At 70.5% G+C, this 22,966-nt stretch carries 24 protein-coding genes and 2 tRNA genes; 14 read left to right on the forward strand and 12 right to left on the reverse strand.

The features are described from left to right. Positions 1-193 precede the first annotated feature (193 nt). The gene (locus AAHF99_RS01180; protein ID WP_342162307.1) at positions 194-1,867 is read left to right on the forward strand and encodes a formate--tetrahydrofolate ligase; all 1,674 of its coding nucleotides are present in this window, start codon (positions 194-196) and stop codon (positions 1,865-1,867) included. A 4-nt stretch (positions 1,868-1,871) separates the two neighbouring features. Here the strand turns inward: AAHF99_RS01180 and AAHF99_RS01185 are convergent, their stop codons facing one another. Continuing rightward, on the reverse strand, positions 1,872-2,294 hold the full coding sequence (locus AAHF99_RS01185) for a type II toxin-antitoxin system VapC family toxin (RefSeq protein ID WP_342162847.1): 423 nt from the start codon (positions 2,292-2,294) through the stop codon (positions 1,872-1,874). Continuing rightward, on the reverse strand, positions 2,291-2,548 hold the full coding sequence (locus AAHF99_RS01190; protein WP_342162308.1) for a type II toxin-antitoxin system Phd/YefM family antitoxin: 258 nt from the start codon (positions 2,546-2,548) through the stop codon (positions 2,291-2,293). The genes AAHF99_RS01185 and AAHF99_RS01190 overlap by 4 nt, the downstream gene beginning before the upstream one ends. Positions 2,549-2,721: 173 nt before the next feature. Between AAHF99_RS01190 and AAHF99_RS01195 the strand changes: the two genes are divergently transcribed. Together AAHF99_RS01195 and AAHF99_RS01200 are read left to right on the forward strand one after the other, a co-directional pair. Next, entirely contained in the window at positions 2,722-3,258 is a 537-nt protein-coding gene (locus AAHF99_RS01195) for a MarR family winged helix-turn-helix transcriptional regulator (protein WP_412759813.1), read from the forward strand. Then, positions 3,258-3,977: a response regulator gene (locus AAHF99_RS01200; RefSeq protein ID WP_243959609.1), complete on the forward strand. Its 720-nt coding sequence runs from the start codon at positions 3,258-3,260 to the stop codon at positions 3,975-3,977. The genes AAHF99_RS01195 and AAHF99_RS01200 overlap by 1 nt, the downstream gene beginning before the upstream one ends. Here AAHF99_RS01200 and AAHF99_RS01205 read toward each other — a convergent pair. After that, complete coding sequence (locus AAHF99_RS01205) at positions 3,967-4,701, reverse strand: YggS family pyridoxal phosphate-dependent enzyme (RefSeq protein ID WP_342162309.1); 735 nt, start codon at positions 4,699-4,701, stop codon at positions 3,967-3,969. The genes AAHF99_RS01200 and AAHF99_RS01205 overlap by 11 nt on opposite strands. A gap of 129 nt (positions 4,702-4,830) precedes the next feature. On the opposite strand from AAHF99_RS01205, the gene leuS reads away from it, so the two are divergent. The 4 genes from leuS (at position 4,831) to AAHF99_RS01225 (ending at position 9,719) form a co-directional block, all read left to right on the forward strand. Continuing rightward, positions 4,831-7,410, forward strand: a complete 2,580-nt coding sequence (gene leuS, locus AAHF99_RS01210) for a leucine--tRNA ligase (protein ID WP_342162310.1) — start codon at positions 4,831-4,833, stop codon at positions 7,408-7,410. 102 nt (positions 7,411-7,512) lie between these two features. Further along, on the forward strand, positions 7,513-8,100 hold the full coding sequence (locus tag AAHF99_RS01215) for a hypothetical protein (protein ID WP_342162311.1): 588 nt from the start codon (positions 7,513-7,515) through the stop codon (positions 8,098-8,100). Positions 8,101-8,174: 74 nt separating this feature from the next. Further along, positions 8,175-9,176: an asparaginase gene (locus AAHF99_RS01220; protein ID WP_342162849.1), complete on the forward strand. Its 1,002-nt coding sequence runs from the start codon at positions 8,175-8,177 to the stop codon at positions 9,174-9,176. 9 nt (positions 9,177-9,185) lie between these two features. Beyond that, positions 9,186-9,719, forward strand: coding sequence for an isochorismatase family protein (locus tag AAHF99_RS01225; protein ID WP_342162312.1), 534 nt, complete (start codon positions 9,186-9,188; stop codon positions 9,717-9,719). Between the two features lie 6 nt (positions 9,720-9,725). Here the strand turns inward: AAHF99_RS01225 and AAHF99_RS01230 are convergent, their stop codons facing one another. Both AAHF99_RS01230 and AAHF99_RS01235 read right to left on the reverse strand, forming a co-directional pair. Next, positions 9,726-10,250 carry a sigma-70 family RNA polymerase sigma factor gene (locus tag AAHF99_RS01230; RefSeq protein ID WP_243959601.1) on the reverse strand — a complete coding sequence of 175 codons (525 nt, stop codon included), beginning with the start codon at positions 10,248-10,250 and terminating at the stop codon, positions 9,726-9,728. A 59-nt stretch (positions 10,251-10,309) separates the two neighbouring features. Then, positions 10,310-10,549: a NepR family anti-sigma factor gene (locus AAHF99_RS01235; protein WP_342162313.1), complete on the reverse strand. Its 240-nt coding sequence runs from the start codon at positions 10,547-10,549 to the stop codon at positions 10,310-10,312. Between the two features lie 342 nt (positions 10,550-10,891). Between AAHF99_RS01235 and AAHF99_RS01240 the strand changes: the two genes are divergently transcribed. Both AAHF99_RS01240 and eutC read left to right on the forward strand, forming a co-directional pair. Further along, positions 10,892-12,295 carry an ethanolamine ammonia-lyase subunit EutB gene (locus AAHF99_RS01240; protein ID WP_342162314.1) on the forward strand — a complete coding sequence of 468 codons (1,404 nt, stop codon included), beginning with the start codon at positions 10,892-10,894 and terminating at the stop codon, positions 12,293-12,295. Continuing rightward, positions 12,292-13,044, forward strand: a complete 753-nt coding sequence (eutC, locus tag AAHF99_RS01245; RefSeq protein WP_342162315.1) for an ethanolamine ammonia-lyase subunit EutC — start codon at positions 12,292-12,294, stop codon at positions 13,042-13,044. The genes AAHF99_RS01240 and eutC overlap by 4 nt, the downstream gene beginning before the upstream one ends. On the opposite strand, the gene AAHF99_RS01250 is transcribed toward eutC, so the two are convergent. Continuing rightward, on the reverse strand, positions 13,034-13,255 hold the full coding sequence (locus AAHF99_RS01250) for a hypothetical protein (protein WP_342162316.1): 222 nt from the start codon (positions 13,253-13,255) through the stop codon (positions 13,034-13,036). The genes eutC and AAHF99_RS01250 overlap by 11 nt on opposite strands. A gap of 441 nt (positions 13,256-13,696) precedes the next feature. On the opposite strand from AAHF99_RS01250, the gene AAHF99_RS01255 reads away from it, so the two are divergent. From AAHF99_RS01255 to AAHF99_RS01265, 3 genes are all read left to right on the forward strand, one after another. Further along, positions 13,697-13,930 (forward strand): hypothetical protein, encoded by a 234-nt coding sequence (locus AAHF99_RS01255; RefSeq protein ID WP_243959592.1) that lies wholly within the window; start codon positions 13,697-13,699, stop codon positions 13,928-13,930. Between the two features lie 86 nt (positions 13,931-14,016). Beyond that, positions 14,017-14,214 (forward strand): hypothetical protein, encoded by a 198-nt coding sequence (locus tag AAHF99_RS01260; RefSeq protein ID WP_342162317.1) that lies wholly within the window; start codon positions 14,017-14,019, stop codon positions 14,212-14,214. A gap of 49 nt (positions 14,215-14,263) precedes the next feature. Further along, positions 14,264-15,070, forward strand: coding sequence for a universal stress protein (locus AAHF99_RS01265; protein ID WP_342162318.1), 807 nt, complete (start codon positions 14,264-14,266; stop codon positions 15,068-15,070). Positions 15,071-15,077: 7 nt separating this feature from the next. Here the strand turns inward: AAHF99_RS01265 and AAHF99_RS01270 are convergent, their stop codons facing one another. After that, positions 15,078-15,800 (reverse strand): Crp/Fnr family transcriptional regulator, encoded by a 723-nt coding sequence (locus AAHF99_RS01270; protein WP_342162850.1) that lies wholly within the window; start codon positions 15,798-15,800, stop codon positions 15,078-15,080. 195 nt (positions 15,801-15,995) lie between these two features. After that, positions 15,996-16,811, reverse strand: a complete 816-nt coding sequence (locus AAHF99_RS01275) for a universal stress protein (protein ID WP_342162851.1) — start codon at positions 16,809-16,811, stop codon at positions 15,996-15,998. A 308-nt stretch (positions 16,812-17,119) separates the two neighbouring features. Here AAHF99_RS01275 and AAHF99_RS01280 point away from each other — a divergent pair, with 308 nt between their 5' ends. Beyond that, positions 17,120-18,562: a mannose-1-phosphate guanylyltransferase/mannose-6-phosphate isomerase gene (locus AAHF99_RS01280; RefSeq protein WP_342162319.1), complete on the forward strand. Its 1,443-nt coding sequence runs from the start codon at positions 17,120-17,122 to the stop codon at positions 18,560-18,562. Between the two features lie 40 nt (positions 18,563-18,602). Here the strand turns inward: AAHF99_RS01280 and AAHF99_RS01285 are convergent. Continuing rightward, positions 18,603-18,677: transfer RNA gene (locus AAHF99_RS01285), tRNA-Thr, on the reverse strand. Between the two features lie 47 nt (positions 18,678-18,724). Continuing rightward, positions 18,725-20,845, reverse strand: coding sequence for an FUSC family protein (locus tag AAHF99_RS01290; RefSeq protein WP_342162320.1), 2,121 nt, complete (start codon positions 20,843-20,845; stop codon positions 18,725-18,727). A 135-nt stretch (positions 20,846-20,980) separates the two neighbouring features. Here AAHF99_RS01290 and AAHF99_RS01295 point away from each other — a divergent pair. After that, positions 20,981-21,057, forward strand: a tRNA-Arg gene (locus tag AAHF99_RS01295). A gap of 13 nt (positions 21,058-21,070) precedes the next feature. On the opposite strand, the gene AAHF99_RS01300 is transcribed toward AAHF99_RS01295, so the two are convergent. Both AAHF99_RS01300 and zwf read right to left on the reverse strand, forming a co-directional pair. Beyond that, on the reverse strand, positions 21,071-21,268 hold the full coding sequence (locus AAHF99_RS01300) for a hypothetical protein (RefSeq protein WP_342162321.1): 198 nt from the start codon (positions 21,266-21,268) through the stop codon (positions 21,071-21,073). 115 nt (positions 21,269-21,383) lie between these two features. Then, positions 21,384-22,862, reverse strand: a complete 1,479-nt coding sequence (gene zwf, locus AAHF99_RS01305; protein ID WP_342162322.1) for a glucose-6-phosphate dehydrogenase — start codon at positions 22,860-22,862, stop codon at positions 21,384-21,386. Positions 22,863-22,966: the final 104 nt, after the last annotated feature.

Genomic DNA, 22,966 nt, shown 5'->3' on the forward strand with positions numbered 1-22,966 from the left:
CCCGCACGGGGAGGCGGCGGGACGCTCGGGGACAAGTCCTTTTTGTCCACCGCTTGAGAAAAATCGGCGCGCATTTCCCGGCGCTTCGGTCCACATTACCGGCCACGATCGCACCCTGCCGCCTCATGCGCGGCAAACCCCGCGCGGGCCTGTCCGCCGGGGGCCACCGTGCGGCTGACAGGGAGGGAACGCCATGCCGTCCGATATCGAGATCGCCCGCGCGGCGACCCTGAGGCCCATCGCCCAGGTCGCCGAGAAGCTCGGCATCCCGGACGAAGCCCTGCACAATTACGGCAAGCACATCGCCAAGCTCGACCACGGCTTCATCCAGTCCCTCGAAGGGCGGCCGGAGGGCAAGCTGGTCCTCGTCACCGCCATTTCCCCGACGCCGGCCGGCGAGGGCAAGACCACCACGACGGTGGGTCTCGGCGACGCCCTGAACCGCATCGGCGAGAAGACGATGATCTGCCTGCGCGAGCCCTCGCTGGGGCCGTGCTTCGGCATGAAGGGCGGCGCGGCCGGCGGCGGCAAGGCGCAGGTCGTGCCGATGGAGCAGATCAACCTGCACTTCACCGGCGACTTCCACGCCATCACCTCGGCGCACAGCCTCGCGGCGGCGCTGATCGACAACCACGTCTACTGGGCGAACGAGCTCAACATCGACGTGCGCCGCATCTTCTGGCGCCGCGTGGTGGACATGAACGACCGGGCGTTGCGCGCCATCACCCAGTCGCTGGGCGGCGTCGCCAACGGCTTCCCCCGCGAGGACGGGTTCGACATCACCGTCGCCTCCGAGGTGATGGCGGTGTTCTGTCTCGCCAAGAACCTCGAGGATCTGGAAGAGCGTCTTGGCCGGATCGTGATCGCCGAGACCCGCGACCGCAAGCTCGTGACCCTCAAGGACGTGAAGGCCACGGGCGCCATGACAGTGCTCTTGAAGGACGCGCTGCAGCCGAACCTCGTGCAGACGCTGGAAGGCAACCCGGCGCTCATCCACGGCGGCCCCTTCGCCAACATCGCCCACGGCTGCAACTCGGTGATCGCCACCCGCGCCGGCCTGCGGCTCGCCGACTACACGGTGACGGAGGCCGGCTTCGGCGCCGATCTCGGGGCGGAAAAGTTCCTCGACATCAAGTGCCGGCAGGCGGGCATCAGCCCCTCGGCGGTGGTGATCGTGGCGACCGTCCGCGCCCTCAAGATGCATGGTGGCGTGAACAAGAAGGACCTCGGCTCCGAGAACGTGGACGCCCTGGAGAAGGGCTTCGCCAACCTCGCCCGCCACGTCACCAACGTGCGCAATTTCGGCCTGCCGGTGGTGGTGGCGGTGAACCACTTCTACGCGGACACCGATGCCGAGCATGCCAAGCTCAAGGCGCTGTGCAGCGAGAAGCTCGGCGTCGAGGCCATCACCTGCAAGCACTGGGCGGATGGCGGCGCGGGCGCCGAGGAACTGGCCCGCGCGGTGGTGAAGCTCTCGGAGGGCGGTGCGCAAGCCATCCGCTACACCTACGAGACCGAGACGAAGCTCACCGACAAGATCCGCGCCATCGCGACGAAGCTCTACGGCGCGGGGGACGTGCAGATCGAATCGAAGGCCGCGCAGAAGCTCGCCGGCTTTGAGAAGGAGGGCTACGGGCACCTGCCGATCTGCATGGCCAAGACGCAGTACTCGTTCTCGACCGACCCGACGCTCATGGGCGCCCCCGAGGGCCACGTGGTGGCGGTGCGCGACGTGCGGCTCTCGGCCGGCGCGGGCTTCATCGTGGCGATCTGCGGTGAGATCATGACCATGCCGGGCCTGCCCAAGGTCCCGGCGGCCGACACGATCCGGCTGGACGCGAACGGCCAGATCGACGGGCTGTTCTAGGGCCTCAAGGCTCCCAAGGATTGACGAGGGGCACCCCCGTCGCCGCGAAATCGGCGACGTTCCGGGTGACCACCGTCAGTCCGTGGACGAGGGCGGTGGCGGCGATCAGCCCGTCCCGAAAGGGGATCGGGTCGGGGATGTGCAGGCGCGCGCTGGCGCGGGCGACCGGCCCATCGACCGGAAGGCATCGCCCCGCGAAGGTCGGTAGCACATGGCCGTCGAGCCATGTCTGCAGGAGCGCGCCCTGCGCCGGGTCCTGCCGTTCCAGCAGGCCGACACCGACCTCCAACTCGTGGACGGTGATCACGGAGAGGAACAAGCTCGCCGGCGAGACCGTGCGCGACCATGCGGCGACGTTCGGATGCGCCTTGCCCGTCCGAACCTTCCGCAGTTCCGAGACGACGTTGGTGTCGAGGAGGACCATCAGGAGAAGTCGGCCCCGCCGGCCAGATCCCGCGAGCGGGGGAAGACGATCTCGACATCCTCGACCCCGGCGGGCCAACCGAGGGCGTCCGCGATGTCCTGGCCTTGTCCCGTCAGGCGCCGGTACTCCTCGATGCTCAACAGGACGTGCGCGGGCCGCCCCCGGTCGGTGATGAAGACCGGGCCCTCGGCGGCCGCCTTCTTCGCGCGCCCGGTATCCTGATTGAATTCGCGGCTGGACAGGATGGTGCTCGGCATGGCCGTGCTCCCCTAAGATGAGCAGGTGTAGGAACGTTACTACCCCTGCCAAGGGCGAGACAAGCGCCGTATCGTGACCCGGCCCCGACCCCCGGCCAGGGTTGACGGGCCGCGCGTGCGCTGTGAAACGTCATAGGCACTGACCTATCGCCCGTTCGGGGAGCGGCCGCGCCGTGACACCGATAGCCCCGCGCGAGGCGCACTCCGTCTCGAAATCCGTCGTCGGCACCGTGCGGCACGAGCCTGCCGGCGACGACCTGATCGAGCTCCTGTTCTTCGCCTATCGCGACTTCGTCGGCGATCCCGACCGGATCCTCACGGCCTACGGCTTCGGGCGCGCGCATCACCGGGTGCTCCACTTCGTGGACCGCTATCCCGGCCTGACCATCGCCGAACTCCTCGACATCCTGCGCATCACCAAGCAAAGCCTCAACCGGGTGCTGAAGGACCTGATCGGGCAGGGCTACGTCGTCCAGCGCCCCGGCGAGACCGACCGGCGCCAGCGGCTCCTCACCTGCACCGAATCGGGGGCGGCGCTCGCCGCCGACCTCACCCGCGTGCAGGCCCGGCGGCTGGCGCGGGCCCTCGCCTCGCCGGACGCAACCGCCTCACCGGAGGATTTCCTGATGGCGATGATCGAGCCGGAGGACAGGCCGGCGGTGCGCCGCCTGATGGCCCGCAGGACCGTGCGCGGCGGAGGGGGGGCCTGATGTCATCCCCCGCCCGTCTCGACCCGGCCGACCTGCCCGACGAGGCCCCCCACATCCTCGTGGTGGACGACGACCGCCGCCTGCGCGAATTGCTCGCCCGCTACCTCGCGGACCAGGGCTTCCGGGTGACGGCGGCGGCGAGCGCCGAGGAGGCGCGGGCGCGCGCCCAGGCCCTGGTCTTCGACGCCATGGTGCTCGACGTGATGATGCCCGGCGAGAACGGGTTCGATTACGCCCGCAGCGTCCGCGAGACCTCGAAGGTGCCGATCCTGATGCTCACCGCCCGCTCGAACCCGAACGACCGGGTGATGGGGCTGGAGATCGGCGCCGACGATTACCTGCCCAAGCCCTTCGACCCGCGCGAACTCACGCTGCGGCTCAACAACATCATCAACCGGGGGCCCGTCCGCCCGCGCGACGCGGATGCGGCGCCGGTCTCCTTCGGGCCCTTCGTGTTCCGACCCGACAAGGGCGAGTTGCGCCGCGACGGCGAGACCCTGCGCATCACCGAGCGGGAACGCGAGATCCTGGCGGTCCTCGCCCAGGCCGCCGGGGCGGGCGTCGAGCGCGAGCATCTGGCGGGTGCCGGCGGCGCGGCGGCCGAGCGGGCGATCGACGTGCAGATCAATCGCCTGCGCCGGAAGATCGAGGTTGACCCGGCCAACCCCTCCTTCCTGCAGACGGTGCGCGGCGTCGGCTACCGCCTCGTCATCGATTGAGCCGCCGCCCGAAGATCGCGGTGCCGACCCGGACATGGGTCGCGCCCACCTGGATCGCCGCCGGGTAATCGGCGCTCATGCCCATGGACAGGATCGGCAGGTTGCGCTCGCGAGCGAGCTTCGCCAGCAGGGCGAAATGCGCCGAGGGCGGATCCTCCACCGGCGGGATGCACATCAGGCCCTGGATCGCGAGCCCGTGGGTGTCGCGGCAGGCGGCGAGCAGCGTGTCGAGCTCATCGACGGGAACGCCGGATTTTTGCGCCTCGTCGCCGGTGTTCACCTGGACGAGCAGCTTCGGGGTGCGCCCCTGGCGGGCGATCTCCTTGGCGAGGGCGGCGGCCAGCGAGAGCCGGTCGAGGGAATGGATCACGTCGAACAGGGCCACCGCCTCGCGCGCCTTGTTCGATTGCAGCGGCCCGACGAGGTGCAGTTCCACGTCCGGATATCGCTCCTTCAGCGCGGGCCATTTCGCGGACGATTCCTGCACGTAGTTCTCGCCGAACAGGCGTTGCCCGGCCTCCAGCGCCGGCAGGATGCCGTCCGCCGGCACCGTCTTCGAGATGGCGATGAGATGGACGTCGGCCGGGTCGCGGTCGCTGTCGCGGGCCGCGCGGGCGACGCCCTCGCGCACCTCCGCGAGCCCGGCGGCGACGTCGGCCTCGCCCACCGGGGGCATGTGGCCGGTCTCGGCGCGGGCGGGCGGTCCGGGCAGGGGGGCAGGCATGGAAGGCTCCTCGGTCTCGCCGATGGGGGCAAGCACGGACGCAGCCGCCATGCAAGGGCCGTTGACCCGTCGCCTCCCGGATATGCTACTGCGCCGCAAGACGCCCGTTCCCGCGACAGACCCGGCCCGATGACCGACGCTCCCCCCCCGATCGAACGCTACAACGCCAAGGATGCCGAGCCGCGCTGGCAGGCGGCGTGGTCGCAGGCCAAGATCTTCGAGACGGACAACGCGGACCCGCGCCAGAAATACTACGTGCTGGAGATGTTCCCGTACCCGTCCGGGCGCATCCACATGGGCCACGTGCGCAACTACGCGATGGGCGACGTGGTGGCCCGCTACAAGCGCGCCAAGGGCTTCAACGTGCTGCACCCGATGGGCTGGGACGCCTTCGGCCTGCCGGCCGAGAACGCCGCCATGGAGCGCAAGGTCAATCCGCGCACCTGGACCTACGAGAACATCGCCACCATGCGCGGGCAGTTGCAGTCGATGGGGCTGTCGCTCGACTGGAGCCGGGAGATCGCGACATGCGACCCCGATTATTACAAGCACCAGCAGCGCATGTTCCTCGACTTCCTGGAGAAGGGGCTCGTCGCGCGGCGCACGGCGAAGGTGAACTGGGACCCGGTGGACCACACCGTGCTCGCCAACGAGCAGGTGATCGACGGGCGCGGCTGGCGCTCGGGCGCGCTGGTGGAGCAGCGCGAGCTGACCCAGTGGTTCTTCCGCATCACCCATTTCGCGGAGGATCTGCTCACGGCCCTCGACGGCCTCGACCGCTGGCCGGAAAAGGTCCGGCTGATGCAGAAGAACTGGATCGGCCGCTCCGAGGGGCTGGAGGTCCGCTTCGGCCTGACGCAGAGCGTTGCCGGCTACGGAGATAGCATCACCGTCTACACGACGCGGCCCGATACGCTGTTCGGCGCGAAGTTCCTGGCTATCGCCGCCGACCATCCGATCGCCGCGAGCCTCGCAGAGGGCAACGCGGCGCTGCAGGACTTCATCGCCGAATGCCAGCGCATCGGCACGGCGCAGGCAGCCATCGACACAGCGGAGAAGCTCGGCTTCGACACCGGCCTGCGGGTGCGCCACCCCCTCGACCCGTCCTGGGAATTGCCGGTCTACGTCGCGAACTTCGTGCTGATGGAATACGGCACCGGCGCCGTGTTCGGATGCCCGGCGCATGACCAGCGCGACCTCGACTTCGCCAACAAGTACGGGCTCGGCAACACGCCGGTCGTCTGTCCCGAGGGCCAGGACCCGGCGAGCTTCGTCATCACCGACACCGCCTATGACGGCGACGGGCGGATGATTCATTCGCGCTTCCTCGACGGTATGACCACGGACGAGGCCTTCGCGGCGGTGGCGAGCCGCCTGGAAGGGGAGGGGGTCGCGACCCGCAAGGTGCAGTTCCGCCTGCGCGACTGGGGCGTCTCGCGTCAGCGCTACTGGGGCTGCCCGATCCCGATCATCCATTGCGACTCGTGCGGCCCCGTGCCGGTGCCGGTGGCGGACCTGCCGGTGAAGCTGCCGGAGGAGGTTTCCTTCGATCAGCCCGGCAATCCGCTGGAGCGGGATGCGGCGTGGCGGCAGGTGCCCTGTCCGCAATGCGGCGGCGCCGCCCGGCGCGAGACGGACACGATGGACACCTTCGTGGATTCGTCGTGGTACTTCGCCCGCTTCACCGCCCCGTGGCTGACGGACCAGCCCACGGATGCCGAGACGGTGAACCGCTGGCTGCCGGTGGACCAGTATATCGGTGGCATCGAGCACGCGATCCTGCACCTGCTCTACGCCCGGTTCTTCACGCGGGCGATGCGCGAGACCGGCTGGTCCGGCGTGTCCGAGCCCTTCGCCGGCCTGTTCACGCAGGGCATGGTGGTCCACGAGACCTACAAGGACGCGGCCGGCGCCTGGGTGCCCCCGGCCGACATCCGTCTCACCAGCGAGGGCGGGGAGCGACAGGCGTTTCACGTGAAAACTAACGGCTCGGTAACCATCGGGCCGATCGAGAAGATGTCGAAGTCCAAGAAGAACGTCGTGGACCCGGACGATATCATCGCGAGCTACGGGGCCGACACCGCCCGCTGGTTCATGCTGTCCGATTCGCCGCCGGAGCGCGACGTGATCTGGACGGAGGAGGGCGTGCAGGGAGCCGCCCGCTTCGTGCAGCGCGTGTGGCGCCTCGTGAACGCCGCCTGCGCGGCCACGGGCGACGGCGCGTCCGATCTGGCGCTCCGCAAGGCGGCCCACCGGGCGTTGGCCTCCGTGGGCGAGGATGTGGAGCGCCTGCGCTTCAACCGCTGCGTCGCACATATCTACACCCTGGCCAACGCCCTGGATGAAGGCTTGCGCGGGGCCGCCACTCAGGCCGCCGCCAAGGAGGCGGCCGGCATCCTCGTGCAGCTCATCGCGCCGATGATGCCCCACCTCGCCGAAGAGTGCTGGACGGCGCTGGGCCGGGACGGCATCGTCGCGGCGGCGCCCTGGCCGGAGGCTGAAGCCGGTCTGCTGGTCGATGACGAGATCACCCTGCCGGTGCAGATCAACGGCAAGAAGCGGGCGGATGTCACGGTCCCGCGCGATGCCGATGCCAAGGCGGTCGAAGCGGCGACGCTCGCCCTCGACGCCGTCCAGAAGGTCCTGGAGGGCAAGGCCCCGCGCAAGGTGATCGTGGTGCCGGGGCGGATCGTGAACTTGGTCGTGTGAGGTTCGGGGGGCGCGTCAACGCCCTCTTAAGACGAGCGTGGGTAATTTGCACACGGACCCGCTGCCGGGCGTGCCGGCGTTTCCGTGCCGATTGTGAACCCCGTGACCAGCATCTCCAGTACCAGCCAAGCCTATTCGGCCCTGGCGACGAGTCAGACCCATTCGGGCAAGAACCGGATGGCCGACGCCATCCAGAAGCAGGAGGCGAGCGGTGCTCTCAGCAGCACCGACGCCGACGCGCTGACCAGCGCGCTGTCCTCGATCGATTCGAGCCTGTCGAGCTCGTCCTCGTCGAGCACGTCCACCACCCGCCTCGACCCGTCGTCCATGAAGGACCGGATCGACAGCCTGATTTCCGATCAGGTCAGCAGCGGCACCCTGACCAGCGATCAGGCAAGCGAGCTGAAGAACCTCTTCGCCAGCCACGGCAAGAGCGTCACCAGCAGCAGCGACTCGGGCAGCGACACCGACGGCCCGCAGGGTCCGCCCCCGCCCGGCCCGCCCCCCGGGGCCGACCCCAGCGCGTCGTCTTCGTCGTCGTCCAGCAGCACGTCGAGCACGAGCGATCTCCTGAGCGCGTTCATGCAGCAGCTCCAGGCGGCGCAATCGAGCGGCACGGGCTACGCGGCGAGCGGGCAGAGCAGCAGCGCGCAATCCTCTTCGGCCCTGCTGTTCGACTTCCAGAGCTGAGGCGCGGCGCCTCTCTTGCACTCCCCCTTCGGCGGGCGCATCGCAGGCCCGTCGGAGAGGGAGTGAGGTTCAGGATGAAGGGTCAGCCGAAAGTCGCGTTCATCGGCACGGGTGGGACGATCTCGTCGCTCGGGCGCGACCCGCTCGATATCCTCGATTATACGGCCACCGACCGGCGACTCGATGCCGGCGGCATCGTCGCGGCGGTGCCGGACCTGGCGCGGGTCGCGGAGATCGTGCCGGTCCCGTTCCGGGCGGTAACGAGCCCGGCCATCGGCTTCGCGGAATGGCGCGATCTCGTCCTGCTCTGCGAGCGCGTCGCGGGGGAGCATCCCGACCTCGCCGGCATCGTCATCGGCCACGGCACGGCGACGCTGGAAGAGACGGCCTATGCCCTGAGCCTCACGCTCACGGTCGATCTCCCGGTGGTGCTCGTCGGCTCGCAGCGGCCCATGAGCGCCCTGTCCACCGATGCCGGGCTCAACCTCGTGGCGGCCGTGCGCACCGCCGCCGCGCCGGCCTCACGCGGGCGCGGGGTTCTGGTCGTCCTGAACGACGAGATCCAGGCGGCGCGGGAGGTCACCAAGACGTCCGTCACCCGGCTGCAGACCTTCCGCACGCCCGATTTCGGCGTGCTCGGCCATGTCGATGGCGACAGCGTGCGCTACTACCGCCGCACCGAGCGAGCGCACGCCCCCGGCACGCCGTTCGACATCCGTGCGCTGCCGGCCCTGCCGCGCGTGGACATCGCCTACGCCTATGCCGACGCGGACGGGACGGCGGTGCGCGCCTTCCGCGCGGCGGGGGCGCGGGGTCTCGTGGCGGCGGGTCTCGCCCCCGGCATGGTGCCCCCCGCCGAGGCCGACGCCCTCGAAGAGGCGGCAGGGGCGGGGCTGATCGTGGTGATGTCGACGCGGGCGGGCAGCGGCATCGTCCCCTTGAGCACGCGGCTGCGGGAGCGCGGCATCCTCACCGCCGACAACCTGACGCCGCAGAAGGCACGCATCCTGTTGTCCCTGGCGCTCACCGTGACGCAGGATCGCGCGACCGTCGCCGATCTCTTCGCCACCTACTGAAGGCCCTCCATGCCGCTGCCGCCCATCGATGCCGCACGCTCGCTCCTCGTCCTCGTCGACATCCAGGCCCGGCTCGTGCCGGCCATCGCGGACGCCGAGGCGATGATCGCCAACGCGCGGCGCCTGAAGGACGCGGCGGGGATCCTCGGCGTGCCGGTGCTGCTCACCGAGCAGAACCCCGACGCGCTCGGCGCCACGGTGCGAGAGTTGGCCGGCGGCGAGACCATCGCCAAGATGGAGTTCGACGTGACCCGCCGGGAGGGCTTCCTCGCCCATGTCCCGGACGGGGCGGAGGTGATCCTCGCGGGCTGCGAGGCGCATATCTGCGTGCTGCAGACGGCGTTCGGCCTGATGGCGGCGGGGCATCCGGTGCGGATCGTGCGCGACGCCGTGGGCTCCCGGCGTACCGAGAACCGCGAGGCGGCTTTGGCCCGCCTCGCGGCCCATGGCGCGGACATCGTCACCACCGAGATGGTGGTGTTCGAATGGATCGGCACGGCCGCCCATCCCCGCTTCCGCGAGGTGGTGCGGCTCATCAAGTAGCGCCGGTCAGCGGTCTTCGAGCGCGGCCCGCGTGGCACTGTCGGCGCCGATGTCGTCCGTGCCCTGCATGCCGAGATTCTCGATCAGCCGCACGCGGGCGCGGCTGACCCGGCTCTTGATGGTGCCCACCGCCACGCCGCAGATCTCGGCGGCTTCCTCGTAGGTGAAGCTCTGCGCTCCCACGAGGATCAGCGCCTCGCGCTGGGCATGGGGCAGCAGGTTCAGGGCGTCCTGAAACTGCGCCATCTCCATCCGCACCTCCTGCTCCGGCAGGGCGGCGAGGCGCGCGGCGTGGACGCCGTCGGCGTCCTCCACCTCGCGCTTGCGCTTGCGCTGCTCCGAGTAGAACAGGTTGCGCAGGATGGTGAACAGCCACGCCGTGAGGTTGGTGCCCCGGCGAAAGCTCTCGGCCCGCGTCCAGGCCCGCACCAGCGTGTCCTGCACGAGGTCGTCCGACCGGTCGAGGTCGTAGGTCAGCGAGAAGGCGAAGGCGCGCAGCGCCGGGATCGCGCCGAGCAGAAGCTCGCGCATCTCCGCGTCGGCACCGGGAGGCGTCCCCACCGGCGGGGGGCACGGAGCAAGGGACTGCATCATCGCGAAGGCTCCCGTTCGGCGCGCTCGGACATCCCGCCGGATTCGGCGAGGGTGTCCACGAGGGCGCGCAAGTGGTCGGGGATCGGCAGGGCCAGGACCTGCGCGTAGTGCCGCTGCAACTCGAGGCCGATCCGGACGCGGGCTCCGGCATCGACCGAAGCCCGGCGGGGCTCGGCCTGTCGCGGACCGGCCCTGATCGCGGCCGGTCCTGCCTCCTCATCGTAGTCGTGAGCCATCGTCTCGTCCTGCGGACGGGCGAATCCGGCTTGCCGCCATACACTCGGGTACGGCGGCGACTCGGCGCATCGCCCTGATGACGGCGCTGATATGAGGTGGGGATTTAATCGGCTCTGAACTCTGTATTCAGCAAATATTAAGTGCCGATACGAGTTAGTGTTATCAATTGTTTCAGCAATGTAACAAGTAACAAACGAGAAACATACCGAAGCTTGGCAATGACTATGGCCTGCTCAGGATGAACAGCACCTGAGCGACAAGCGTGGCCGGAATGCGGCGGCCCCTGGCGTTCCGGCGCCGGAGCGGCGAGGATCGGAGCAGGCTCCTGCGGAGATCCCGCCATGGCGTATGCGACGACGATCGAGGGGACGCGCTTCACCTTCCCCGACCTGAAGAGCCTGCTGGCCAAGGCGACGCCCGAGCGCTCGGGCGACCAACTCGCCGGCATCGCGGCGGAGGGGCCGGTGGAGCGGCTGGCTGCGCAGATCGCGCTGGCCGACCTGCCCCTCAAGACCTTTCTCGAACAGGAGCTGATCCCCTCCGAGGAGGACGAGGTCTCGGACCTCATCGCCCGGCGTCATGACGCCGAAGCGTTCGCGCCGGTCTCCTCGCTCACCGTCGGCGCGTTCCGGGAATGGCTGCTCCGCACCGAGGCGGACGGGCCGGTGCTGGCCGCCCTCTCGCCCGGCCTGACCCCGGAGATGGTGGCGGCCGTCTCGAAGATTTGCCGGCTTCAAGACCTCGTGGCCATCGCTGCCAAACGGCCGGTGGTGACGCGCTTCCGCTCGACCATCGGGCTGCCGGGGCGCCTGTCGACCCGCAACCAGCCGAACCATCCGACCGATTCCTCGGAAGGCATCCTCGTTTCGGCCCTCGACGGGCTGCTGATGGGCTCCGGTGACGCGGTGATCGGCGTGAACCCCGCCACCGACTCGCTGCCCGACTACATCCGCATCGTGGAGCTGCTGGAAACCCTGCGCCTGCGCCTCAACGTGCCGACGCAGCATTGCTGCCTCGGCCACGTCACCGTGGCGATCGAGGCGATGGGGCGGGGGGCGCCGGTCGATCTGGTGTTCCAGTCGGTGGCCGGCTCGCAGAAGGCCAATGCCGGGTTCGGGGTCGATCTCGCGGTGCTGCGCGAAGCCGCGCAGGCGGGCCGGGCGCTGGGCCGCTGCCCGGCGGACGGGCAGTTCATGTATTTCGAAACCGGCCAGGGCTCGGCCCTCTCGGCGGAAGCCCATTGGGGGGTCGACCAGCAGATGATGGAGGCCCGCGCCTACGCCGTGGCGCGGGAGTTCGATCCGCTCCTCGTCAACACCGTGGTCGGGTTCATCGGGCCGGAATATCTCTACGACGGCAAGCAGATCATCCGCGCCGGTCTGGAGGACCATTTCTGCGGCAAACTCCTCGGCCTGCCGATGGGGGTGGACGTCTGTTACACCAACCATGCCGACGCGGACGGCGAAGACATGGACGCGCTCCTCACCCTGCTCTGCGCGGCGGGGGTGAACTTCGTCATCACCGTGCCGGGGGCGGACGACGTGATGCTGAACTACCAGTCCCTGTCGCACCACGATGCCGTCTTCGCGCGACAGACCCTCGGCCGGGCGCCGGCCCCGGAATTCGAGGCGTGGCTCAGGGAGGTCGGCGTCACCGATGCGCGGGGGCTCTTGCGCGGCGGCGCGGGGGACCTGCCCGGCGCCTTCGCGGACGCCTCCCGCCTCCTGCCGGGAAAGGCCGCATGAGCCGGCCGCCCTCCCTGCGGGACCTGCGCTCCCTCACCCAGGCGCGGATCGCGCTCGGCGCGCACGGCGCCGGCTGGCCCACCGCCGCCTCCCTGGCCTTCGGCCTCGACCATGCCCGCGCCCGCGAGGCGGTGTGGACGCCCCTCGATCCGGCGGCGATCCGCGAGGCCCTGACGGCGCAGGGGCTCGCGTCGGTCGAGGTCCGCTCGAACGTCGCCGACAGGGCGGAATACCTGCGCCGCCCGGACAAGGGCCGCACACTCCATCCCGAGTGCGACGCCGTCCTGAACGAGGCCGGGACGGGCTTCGACCTCGCCATCGTCATTGCGGACGGGCTCTCCGCGACGGCGGTCGCCCTCAACGCGGTGCCGGCGGCGGCGGCGCTGGCGGCGCGGGCGAAGCGGGCCGGCTGGAGCCTCGCACCCCTCGTCGTCGCGACCCAGGCGCGGGTGGCGCTCGGCGATCCCGTGGGCGCGCGGCTGAGGGCGCGGGCGGTGGTGGTGCTGATCGGCGAGCGACCGGGCCTCTCGGCCTCGGACAGCCTCGGCTGCTACGTCACCTTCGCGCCGGAGCCCGGCCTGCCCGATTCCCGGCGCAACTGCATCTCCAACATCCGGCAGGACGGCCTCTCCATCGAGGCGGCGTCCGCGCAGATGGAGGCGTTGCTGCGGGCCATGTTCGCGCAGCAACTCAGCGGCGTCGCGCTCCGGCGGGACGAGGCCGCGCTGCCCGGCCCCGCTACTGCATGAAGGCCCAGGCGAGGCGCAGGGCGTCGAACTCCGACTCGTCCAGCGGGTCGAGCCAGTCGAGGTCGACGGTGCGGTCTTCGTCGCGGTCCGGCTGCGGCTCCGGCGGCGTCGGCTCCGGGGCACCGGAATAGGCCGCCGCGCGCTCCCGTGCCGTCCGGCAGGTCGCCTCGTGGCCGCAGGTGCAGGTCCGGGGCGGTGAGATGGTGTCCATGGCGGCCCTCCTCGCGGGCTGTCGGGGCTTTCCCGACGCCGCCGAGACTGATCCCGCGCCGAGGCCCGGGCCTTGATCCAGCGCAAACCGGGATCGCGGCGAACGCCCCGGAGGGGGTGGCGCCGATGCTTGCAATCCCTGATAGATCTTGAAGTCGTACTGCTACGCCAGCATGCATTCGCGGCAGATCCGCGCAGTTTATAATGCAAGCTGCCTCCCGCTGTTTCGGTTCTAAGTAATTTTAAAACAGGTATGTATTTGGAACCGTTCGATATCGGCGACGTTTGGGTGAAACAAAATCTCAATATGTCATCTATGAACACTGTTATGTGATCGACGCCGTCCGGTTCGCGGGGCATAGACCGGCGCGAACGGAAGATGGGAAGCAGCGATGGGCCAGGCACACGATCCGGTACCCGCCTCGGCCGCTGCGCGGACGGCATGAGCGTGTTCCGTCCCCAGACGGTCGGCGAGTGGCTGAAGACCGGCCATCGCGGCCTGCGCATCCCCCGGTGCCCGACCTGCCGCGCCACCACCTGGGCGAGCTGGGGCCAACTCGACGCCAAGGACGACGAGGACATCGTCGCCGTGGCCCAACGCCTGCGCTGCATCGCGTGCGGCGAGGCTCCGGCGGGGCTTCCCATCGTGGCGAGCACCAACCCGCCCGTGCAGTAGCGCGGTGACGATCCGGCCCTTGCGCTGGATCAAGGCGTGCCGCGCCCGGCACGCCACGATGGGGGCCTCACCGAGGAGGTTTCCCCATGACGACGCAGCCCATTCCCCTGTCCACGCCGGTCGTGCGGATGCCGCGCGGCACCGCCGCCTCGGGGCGGACCCTGCCGGAGACGGCGCGGAACGGCACCGGCCACCTGAACGGTCGCCTCGCCAGCGCCACCTGCCTTATCTTCGCTGTGCTGGCCTCGCTCCTCGTCACCGCGCTGATGCGCATCGCCCTCTGAACGGCGCCGCCTGCCCGAGGGGCCGGCGGCGCGATCCGTGGAGGTCACCATGTCCTACGCGAAGATCCTGGTCTCGGTGGACCTGTCGGCGGGCGCGCCCGGCCGCATCAGGCTGGCCGCCGGCCTCACGCAGCGGTTCGAGGCGATCCTGTGCGGCGCGGCCGCCCGGACGGTGCCGGCGCCGGTGCTCGTCAGCGACATCTACGACGCGCAGCGGCAGGAGGAGCGCAACCGTGAGGCGGTGCTCGCCGAACTCAGCCACGCCCGCGAGGTGTTCGCGCGCAACGCCGAGGGCGCCTACGACACCGAATGGCGGCCCGCCTATGAGGGGGCCATCACCCATCTCGTCGGCCTCGCCCGGGCGGCCGACCTCGTGGTGGTCGGGCAGGATGGGGAGGGCGGGCCGGCGCCGCTCTGCGTGCCGACCGGGCCGGTGCTGATGGAGGCCGGGCGCCCCGTCCTCGTGGTGCCGCCGGAGACCGACACCCTGAAGACCTCGCGCATCGTCGTCGCCTGGAAGGATACGGTCGAAGCGCGCCGGGCCGTATCGGGCGCCCTCGGCTTCATGCGGCATGCCGATCAGGTCTTCGTCGCCACGGTGGGCGACGGGGCGGGCGTGGAGCATGCGGAGGAGGTGGCAGCCTACCTCGCCCGGCACGGGGCGGCGGTGACGACCCATCGGCTGCACGACCGCCGGGGCGCGAGCGAGGAAATCCTCGATTTCGCCCGCCGCCAGGAGGCCGACCTCGTGGTGATGGGGGCCTACGGCCATTCCCGCCTGCGCGAATGGGCCTTCGGCGGCGTCACCCGCGACCTCATCCGGCGCAGCCCCGTCTGCTGCCTGATGAGCCATTGAGGCCGGTTCAGCCGGCGGCGAGGCGGTCCAGGCGGGCCGGATCGAGCAGGCGCACGCCGCCGGGGACGATGAGGACGATCCGCTCGCGGTCGAAGCGGGTGAGCATCCGGCTCACCGTCTCGATGGTGAGGCCGAGATGATCGGCGATGTCCTGCCGCCCCATCGGCAGTTCGAGGGTGATCGAATCGTGGCCGATGCGCAGGTAGCGCTGCCGCAGGCCCACGAGGAAGAGGGCGACCTTCTCCTCGGCGGTGCGGCGGCCGAGCAGCATCATCTGGTCCTGGGCCAGGGTGAGTTCGTAGCCGGCGCGCTCGTGCAGGCGCTGCAGCAGGTGAGGCTTGTCCGCCACCAGCGCCCGGAAGGCGCCGCGCTCGAACCGGCACAGGGTGGTCTGTCCCAGAGCCTCGGCAGTCACGCCGAACCGCTCCGGCAGGGCGAGACCGAGGAAATCGCCGGTCAGGGCGAAGCCCATCACGTGCCGTCGCCCGTCCGGCAGCAGGCGGGACAGGCGGATCGCCCCGTCCGTGACGTTGTAGACGGCCGTCGCCTCGTCGTCCTGCGCGAACAATGCCTGCCGGGGGGCGAGGCTGATCGGCCGGCTCAAGGCTTCGAGTACGTCGAGCTCGTCGGAGGTGAGCGCCGCGCAGACGCTGAACAGCCGCGCCTTGCACTCCCGGCACCCTTCACCCTGCCGCCCATGGTGGCAGGTGTGTGACGGCGCAGACATCATTTCGGTGGAGATCATGCGCCCGCACCCCGTCCCGCGCCATGAAACTGCGCATCGACAGGAGATTATCGCAAACAATCGGTCAGGCCAATCGGGTGGTCTGCAGAGCGTCTTCGATCACAGATGCAGTCAAGTCTCCAGATGTGCCCGAAAAGCTTCCATAGTCTGGGATATTGTTCGTATTCGAATAAGTTTTCGCTAGTGGCTCATCAGGCAGCAGAGCGGGCACGCCCGCAGCAGATCGCGGGTGACGCCGCCGAAGGCCCATTCGCTGAGGCGGGAATGGCCGTAGGCGCCGGTCACGAGCAGGCCGGCGGCGTGTTCGCAGGCGAGGTCCACCAGCGCCTCGGCGGTGGCCGCGCCGTCGCCCTTGGTCCGGGCCGCGCTGGCCGCGATGCCCCTGGCCTCCAGCACGCGGACGAGGTTGTCCGCCTCGTCGGGGCCGCTTCCGTCCGCCACGTGGCAGACCACCACCCGTGAGGCCCGGCACAGGAGCGGCATCGCATCGGCCACCGCGCGCCGCGCCTCGCGGGTGTTCTTCCAGCCGATGGCGATGCGGGTCGTGTCGCAATAGGAAAGGCCCGGCGGCGCGATGAGGACCGGGCGCCCGCTCTGCATCACCGCGTCGGCGGGGGCGATGGCGAAGCGTTCGGCCGGGTTGTCCCGCGCCTGCCGGCCGATCACCACGAGGTCGGCGGCCATGGACTGCACCAGGAGGAACAGCAGCGGGTCGGCGAGATCGGAGCGCCAGGCCAACCGGCTGCGCCCGGCGGCGGCCTCCGCGAACAGGGCCTCCGTCCGCCGCATCCGCTCCAGGCAGTTCTCGTGCAGCACCGGGAGGACGTCGGGGCCGCCCGCACCGGGATCCGTGGTGAAGAGGCCGTAATCCGGCCGCTCGGCCGCGACGCCGATTAGCCGTGCGCCGAACAGGTCGGCGAGGTGGCCCGCCATCCTCACCCGGTCGCGCGATCCCTCCTCCGCATCGACCGCCACCATGATGCTCGCATAGCCCATGACCGCCTCCCGCAGTGCAGGCCGTAGGCTGGCCCCTGCGGCGCGGAGCGCCTTGATCCAGCGCAAGTTGCAGAAGGACTCGACCCGCCGCGTGCGATGCGGCATGAGGTGCGCGGTATCCCGCCGGGCCGTTCCCCTGGCCCGGTTATTGCCGGCGTGACGTGGGCTGGGGTGCCATCGTTAAGTCCAAGTTGGCTTTTTTACCGGGCCAATTCTGCTTTCTGATACAGAGCCCAGAATTCGTTGCGCCGCCATGACAGTCCTCATGCGGTCTGGTGCAGATCCAATGTGACGGCAGGAGCGAGCCGATGTCGGGTGACAATGCAGACTTCATCCATCCGGTCATCCTGTGCGGCGGCTCCGGCACGCGCCTGTGGCCGGCCTCGCGCGAGAGCTTCCCGAAGCAGTTCATCCCCCTGGCCGAGGCGCATCGCTCGTCCTTCCAGGCGACCGCCGCGCGCGTGACCGACGCGACCGTGTTCGCGCGGCCCGCGATCATCACCGCCAACGACGCCCGGTTCATCGTGGCCGAGCAGCTGGCGCAGGCCGGTCTGTCGGCCGACATCCTCCTCGAACCGGCCCGGCGCGACTCGGCGGCGGCGGTGACGGTGGCCGCGCTCCACGCCGCCGCCCGCCAGCCCGACGCGCTGGTGCTGATCCTGGCGGCGGACCACGTCGTGGGTGACGACGCCGCCTTCCTCGACGCCGTGCGCGCCGCGAGCCTCGGCGCGAAGGCCGGGCGCATCATGACGCTCGGCATCGTGCCGACCTCGCCCTCGACCGCCTATGGCTACATCCAGCCCGGTGAGCCCCTGCACGGCGCCGCCGGCGAGGCGGGCGCGCGGGTGGTGGAGCGCTTCCTCGAAAAGCCGAACGCTGCCCGCGCCGAGCGCCTGATCGCGGAGGGCGCCCTGTGGAACAGCGGCTACTTCCTGTTCCGGGCCGACGTGATGCTGGAGGAACTGCGCACCCATGCCCCCGAGGTGCTCGCGGCGGCGGAGGCCTCCCTCGCGAAGGCCACCCACGACCTCGACTTCCTGCGCCTCGACACGACGGCGTTCCTGACCTCGCCGCAGATCTCGATCGACTACGCGGTGATGGAGCGGACCTCCCGCGCGGCCGTGCTGCCGGTCTCGTTCCCCTGGTCCGACATCGGCACCTGGGGCGCCCTGTGGGAGGTCTCGCCGCAGGATGCCAGCGGCAATGCCACGCGCGGCCGCGTCGCGCTGCACGGCACCCGCAACAGCCTCGTGCACAGCGAGGGCGAGTTGCTGACCACGGTGGTCGGCCTCGACGACGTGGTGGTGGTCGCCACCTCCGATGCGGTGCTGGTCACGAGCCGCGAGCGGGGCGGCGAGGTGAAGAGCCTCGTGGAGCAGCTGCGCGCCCGGCGCGAGCCCGAGGCCGACGCCCACCGCCTGATGTACCGCCCCTGGGGCAGCTACCAGCGCATCGACATCGGCGCGCGCTTCCAGGTGAAGCGGATCACCGTGAAGCCCGGCGCCCGGCTCTCGCTGCAGAAGCATTTCCACCGGGCCGAGCATTGGGTGGTGGTTCACGGCACCGCCGAGGTGACGGTGGACGACCACGTCACCCTGGTCCACGAGAACGAGGCGATCTACCTGCCGATCGGCTGCGTCCACCGCCTGTCCAACCCGGGCAAGATCCCCCTCGAACTGATCGAGGTGCAGGTCGGCTCCTATACCGGCGAGGACGACATCATCCGCATCGAGGACGTCTACGGCCGCTGAGGCCGTCGCGTCCGGCCCCTCGCCGCGCGCGCGGCGAGGGTGGTGCCGGCGGAGGGGATCGAACCCCCGACCTTCGGTTTACAAAACCGCTGCACTACCGCTGTGCTACGCCGGCCCGGCTGCTCGTGAGCCCTCGCTTGCTAGCAGCCGCAGGGCGGCGGCTCAACCCGGCGCGAGGGCGGCGGCGCGGTTGCTGCCGGGGCGCAGGGTGCCGGTCAGGAGATCGACCTGGGCCGAGAGCCGCGCCAGGGAGGGACCCTGCGCGGCGTCCGGTCGCCCGGGCAGGGTCGGGGCGTCGGTGCCGAGCGCCTTCAGCGTCTCCACGATCCAGTCCTTCCAGGCCGGGGCGACCGGCCCCGCCGCATCCGGCGCGTGGCGCAGGACGGAGAGCCGGGCACTGATTCGGCGCAGGGTCGCGTCGGCGACCATCGCCGATTCGACCTCCGGATGGTGCCCCGCGCGGGGCTGTTGCAGGGCGCGGGAAAGGGCGGCTTCCAGATCGTTGAGGGCGAGGCCCGCCGCGCGGGCGGCCGCCTCGATCGCCGCCTCCCGGTCGTCGCCCGCCGCGAGCACGGCCCGGGCGAAGGCGGCATGGGTGGTGAGGGCGCGCCGCAATTCCCGCCGCACCTGATCGGGCTCCCAGATCGGCCAGAGCACGAGGCAGCTCGCCACGGCGATCAGCCCGCCGAGCACCGTGAAGCCCGCCCGCTCGGCCACGATCTCCCAGGAGGAATGGCCGGGCTCCAGCACCTCCACCAGAAGCACCACGAGGGGCGTAAGGCAGGTCACGAAGAAGCCGTAGGAGATCTGCCGCGCGGCGAAGCCGACGATGCTGAGCGCCAGGATCAGCCCCGCCTGCCACAGGGGCGTCGCCGCGAAATAGGCGAGCACGGCCCCCACCAGCCCGCCGAGCACCGTCCCGCCGATCCGCTCCAGCGCCCGCTGCCATGTGGCGGCGTAATAGGGCTGCATGGTCAGCACCAGGGTGATGACGAGCCAGTGGGCGAAGGTGCCGCCGTAGCTCAGCGTGCCCGCGAGCGCCGGCGCCGCCACGGCGGTGGCCCGCACCGCGTGGCGCAGGTTCGGCGAGGAGGTCGTGAAGTTCTGCACGAGCGGGTCGAGGGTGCGCGCCCGCCAGCCGAGCCGTCCGCCCTCGTCGAGGCCGCCGGGGCGGTAGCCCTCCGGCGTCGAGAGCTTGGCGCCGATCCGTACCCGGCCGACGATCCGCTCCGCGAGGCGCGCCAGCGTCGGCTCGGCGGAGAGCCCGTCCGTGGCCCGCGCCAGGGCCGGTTCCAGGCGGGCGAGGTCGAGGCTCGCATCGTCGCGGATCGCGCGGGCGATCACCACGAGGAGCGGGCGCAGGCGCCGCAGGAAGCGCTGGGCCGCCGCGCGCTGCTCCGGCGAGGGCCGGCTGTCGAGCAGTTCGGTGATGGCGATGAGGTTGGAGAAGATCTGCTCGGCGCTCTCCAGCCGCAGCAGCGCCTGCGCGGTGCGCTCGGAGACGCGCTCCCGGCTGCGGGCGAGATCGAGGATCATCGTGCGGGCGGTCTCGATCCCCGTGCGCACGCCTCGGCGGTGGGCGCGGGAATGGCCGTCGAACGCCTCGGTCTCCGGCTCGGGCAAAGCGGCGAGCCGTTCGAGGTCGCCCACCAGCCGGGCGAGGCCGCGCCAGACGTCCGCCACCGCCCGGTGCGCCGGCCGGTAGGGGTGCAGGCGCCAGATCACCAGGGCGAGGAAGGTCGCCCACAGGCCGCCAGCCGCGAACATCACGGCGGTGAGCCCGGCCTGTTCGGGCGTCAACGCGCGGTCGAGGGCGATGCACACCACCACGACGAGCACGTTGCCCGCCGCCTGGGCCTGGATGCTCCAGACGCGGATGTAGGTGCAGGCGAAGATCACCGCGCAGGCGACGGGCACCACGACGGGCAGGCCCACCGGCCGCAGCAGGCCGAGCCCGCCCCAGACGAGGCCGCCGACCAGCGAGAAGGCGGTCAGCGCCCGCAGGCGCACCCGCATCGGCCCGCCCGTGTCGCAGAAGCAGGCGAGGTTGGCCGCGAAGGCCATGGAGAGCAGCGGCGGCCACTCCACGATGGCGTGGAGCAGGAATACGACGCCGAAGGCGAAGCCCGCGCGGATGCCCTCCGACACCTGGACGCTGCGCAGGTCGAGGGCGATCGGCAGGCGGGCGAGGTCGGCGCCCGGCTGTCCGAGGCTGCCGCGCCCGTCGTTCCTCCGGCGCCGGACGCGGTGGGGCGAGGGGGCCTGCGGGGAGGGGGCGGACAAGGGGACGTTCCTAGGGGGCGCTTGGCCCGTGAGGTGTCGAAAACCGGCTCCGCGCGCAAGCCGTTCCGCCGCAGGGCGGGTGCCACGCCTTGACCGAAGGGCTCCCCCGTGGCTTTTCGGGGGCGGCCGGCACCAGACTCCGTAGCTCAGCTGGATAGAGCAGCCGCCTTCTAAGCGGCAGGTCGTAGGTTCGAGCCCTACCGGGGTCGCCAGCCGCAGCCCGCCTCAGGAGGCGGAGAGCCGCTCCTTCGCCCGTGCGAGGCGCGTCGCCCGGTAGATCTGCCCCAGATGCTGGCGGGCCGCGCGCACCGGCGGCGCCTGCCGCTCGGCCTGCGCCGCGTGGATGATCCGCAGGACGGAGGCCACCGAGCGCTGCAGCCGCCGCTCGGCGTCGAAATGGTCGTGTCCGCTGCGCTCCTGCATGGTCTCGTCCCTGTGCCGTGCCGGTCTCCCGGGTGGCCCAGTGTCGGGACCAGGCTTGGCCGGAAAAGGGCAGCTTGGCCGTAAGGCAACCCGCCGCCCTGTCCCGTCCCCTGTCTTAAAGCCGCAGCTCCTCGTGCCAGGTGCGGCCGTCGCGCTCGATCAGGGCGATGGCGGCGGTCGGCCCCCAGGAGCCCGCCGCGTAGGGGCGCGGGGCCTCCGGCCGTTCGGCCCAGGCGTTGAGGATGGTGCCGGCCCAGGCCCAGGCCGCCTCCACTTCGTCCCGGCGCATGAACAGGGTGGCGTTGCCGCGCACCACATCCATCAGCAGCCGCTCGTAGGCGTCGGGGTAGCGCTGCTTGAACGTCTCCTCGAAGGAGATGTCGAGGTCGGTCGGCCGCAGGCGAAGCCCGCCGGGACCGGGATCCTTGGTCATCACCTCCAATTTCATGCCCTCCTGCGGCTGCAAACGGATCACCAGCCGGTTCGGCTCGCGGCCGAAGGCCTCCACGGGGAAGATCGAGAAGGGCGAGGCGCGGAACTGCACCACGATCTCGGACAGCTTCTGGGGCAGGCGCTTGCCGGTGCGCAGGTAGAACGGCACCCCCGCCCAGCGGCCGGACTGCACCTCCACCTTCAACGCCACGAAGGTCTCGGTGCGGCTCTCGTGGCCGAGTTCATCCAGATAGCCGGCAACAGGTTGCCCGCCTACCGCCCCGGCGACGTACTGGCCACGCACCGTCACCGCCTGGATGTCGTGGCCGGTGATCGGCTTCAGGGCGCGCAGCACCTTCAGCTTCTCGTCGCGGACGGAATTGGCTTCGAGGTTGAGAGGGCTCTCCATCGCCGTCAGGCAGAGGAGCTGCAGGATGTGGTTCTGCAGCATGTCTCGCAGGGCGCCCGACGTGTCGTAATAGCCGGCGCGGCCCTCGACGCCGACGGTCTCGGCGACGGTGATCTGGACATGGTCGATCACGTCCGCCGTCCAGAGCCGCTCGAAGATGGTGTTGGCGAAGCGGAGCGAGAGCAGGTTCTGCACCGTCTCCTTGCCGAGATAGTGGTCGATCCGGAAGATCTGCGATTCGGGGAAAACCTCGCCCACCGCGTCGTTGATCGCCTGGGCGGACTTGAGATCCTTGCCGATCGGCTTTTCCAGCACGACGCGGGACTTCTCGCCGATCAGCCCATGGTCGGCGAGGTTTCGGCAGATCGCGCCGTAGAGGTCGGGCGAGGTGGCGAGGTAGTAGGGCCGCACCTGATCGGGGCGCTCGGCGAGCTTGGCCACCAGATCGTCCCAGCCGTCGTCGCCCGTGCCGTCCACGGCGACGTAGTCGAGATGGGCGAGGAAATCGGTCAGCGCATCGTCCGGCAGGTCGTGGCCCGGCACGAATCGCTTGAGGGCGTCGCGGGCATGCTCGCGGAAGGCCTCGACCGAAAGGTCCGAGCGGGAGGCGCCGATGATCCGGCTGGTGCCGGGGATCTGGCCGTCGCGGAACCGATAATACAGGGCCGGCAGGAGCTTGCGCGCAGTCAGGTCTCCGGTCGCGCCGAAGACGACGCAATCGAACGAGGCGACGGGAATGATCGTCGTGGCCAAGGGCGGCTCCCGGTCTGTGGCGGCATACCCCGCGTGGCGGCTCCCGAACGAGCCTGGGAGGGGCTGGGCTTACCCCGCTGCAGGAGCCGCGCCAAGGGCGGCTC

The organism is Methylobacterium litchii (assembly GCF_038442315.1).
Classification (GTDB): domain Bacteria; phylum Pseudomonadota; class Alphaproteobacteria; order Rhizobiales; family Beijerinckiaceae; genus Methylobacterium; species Methylobacterium litchii.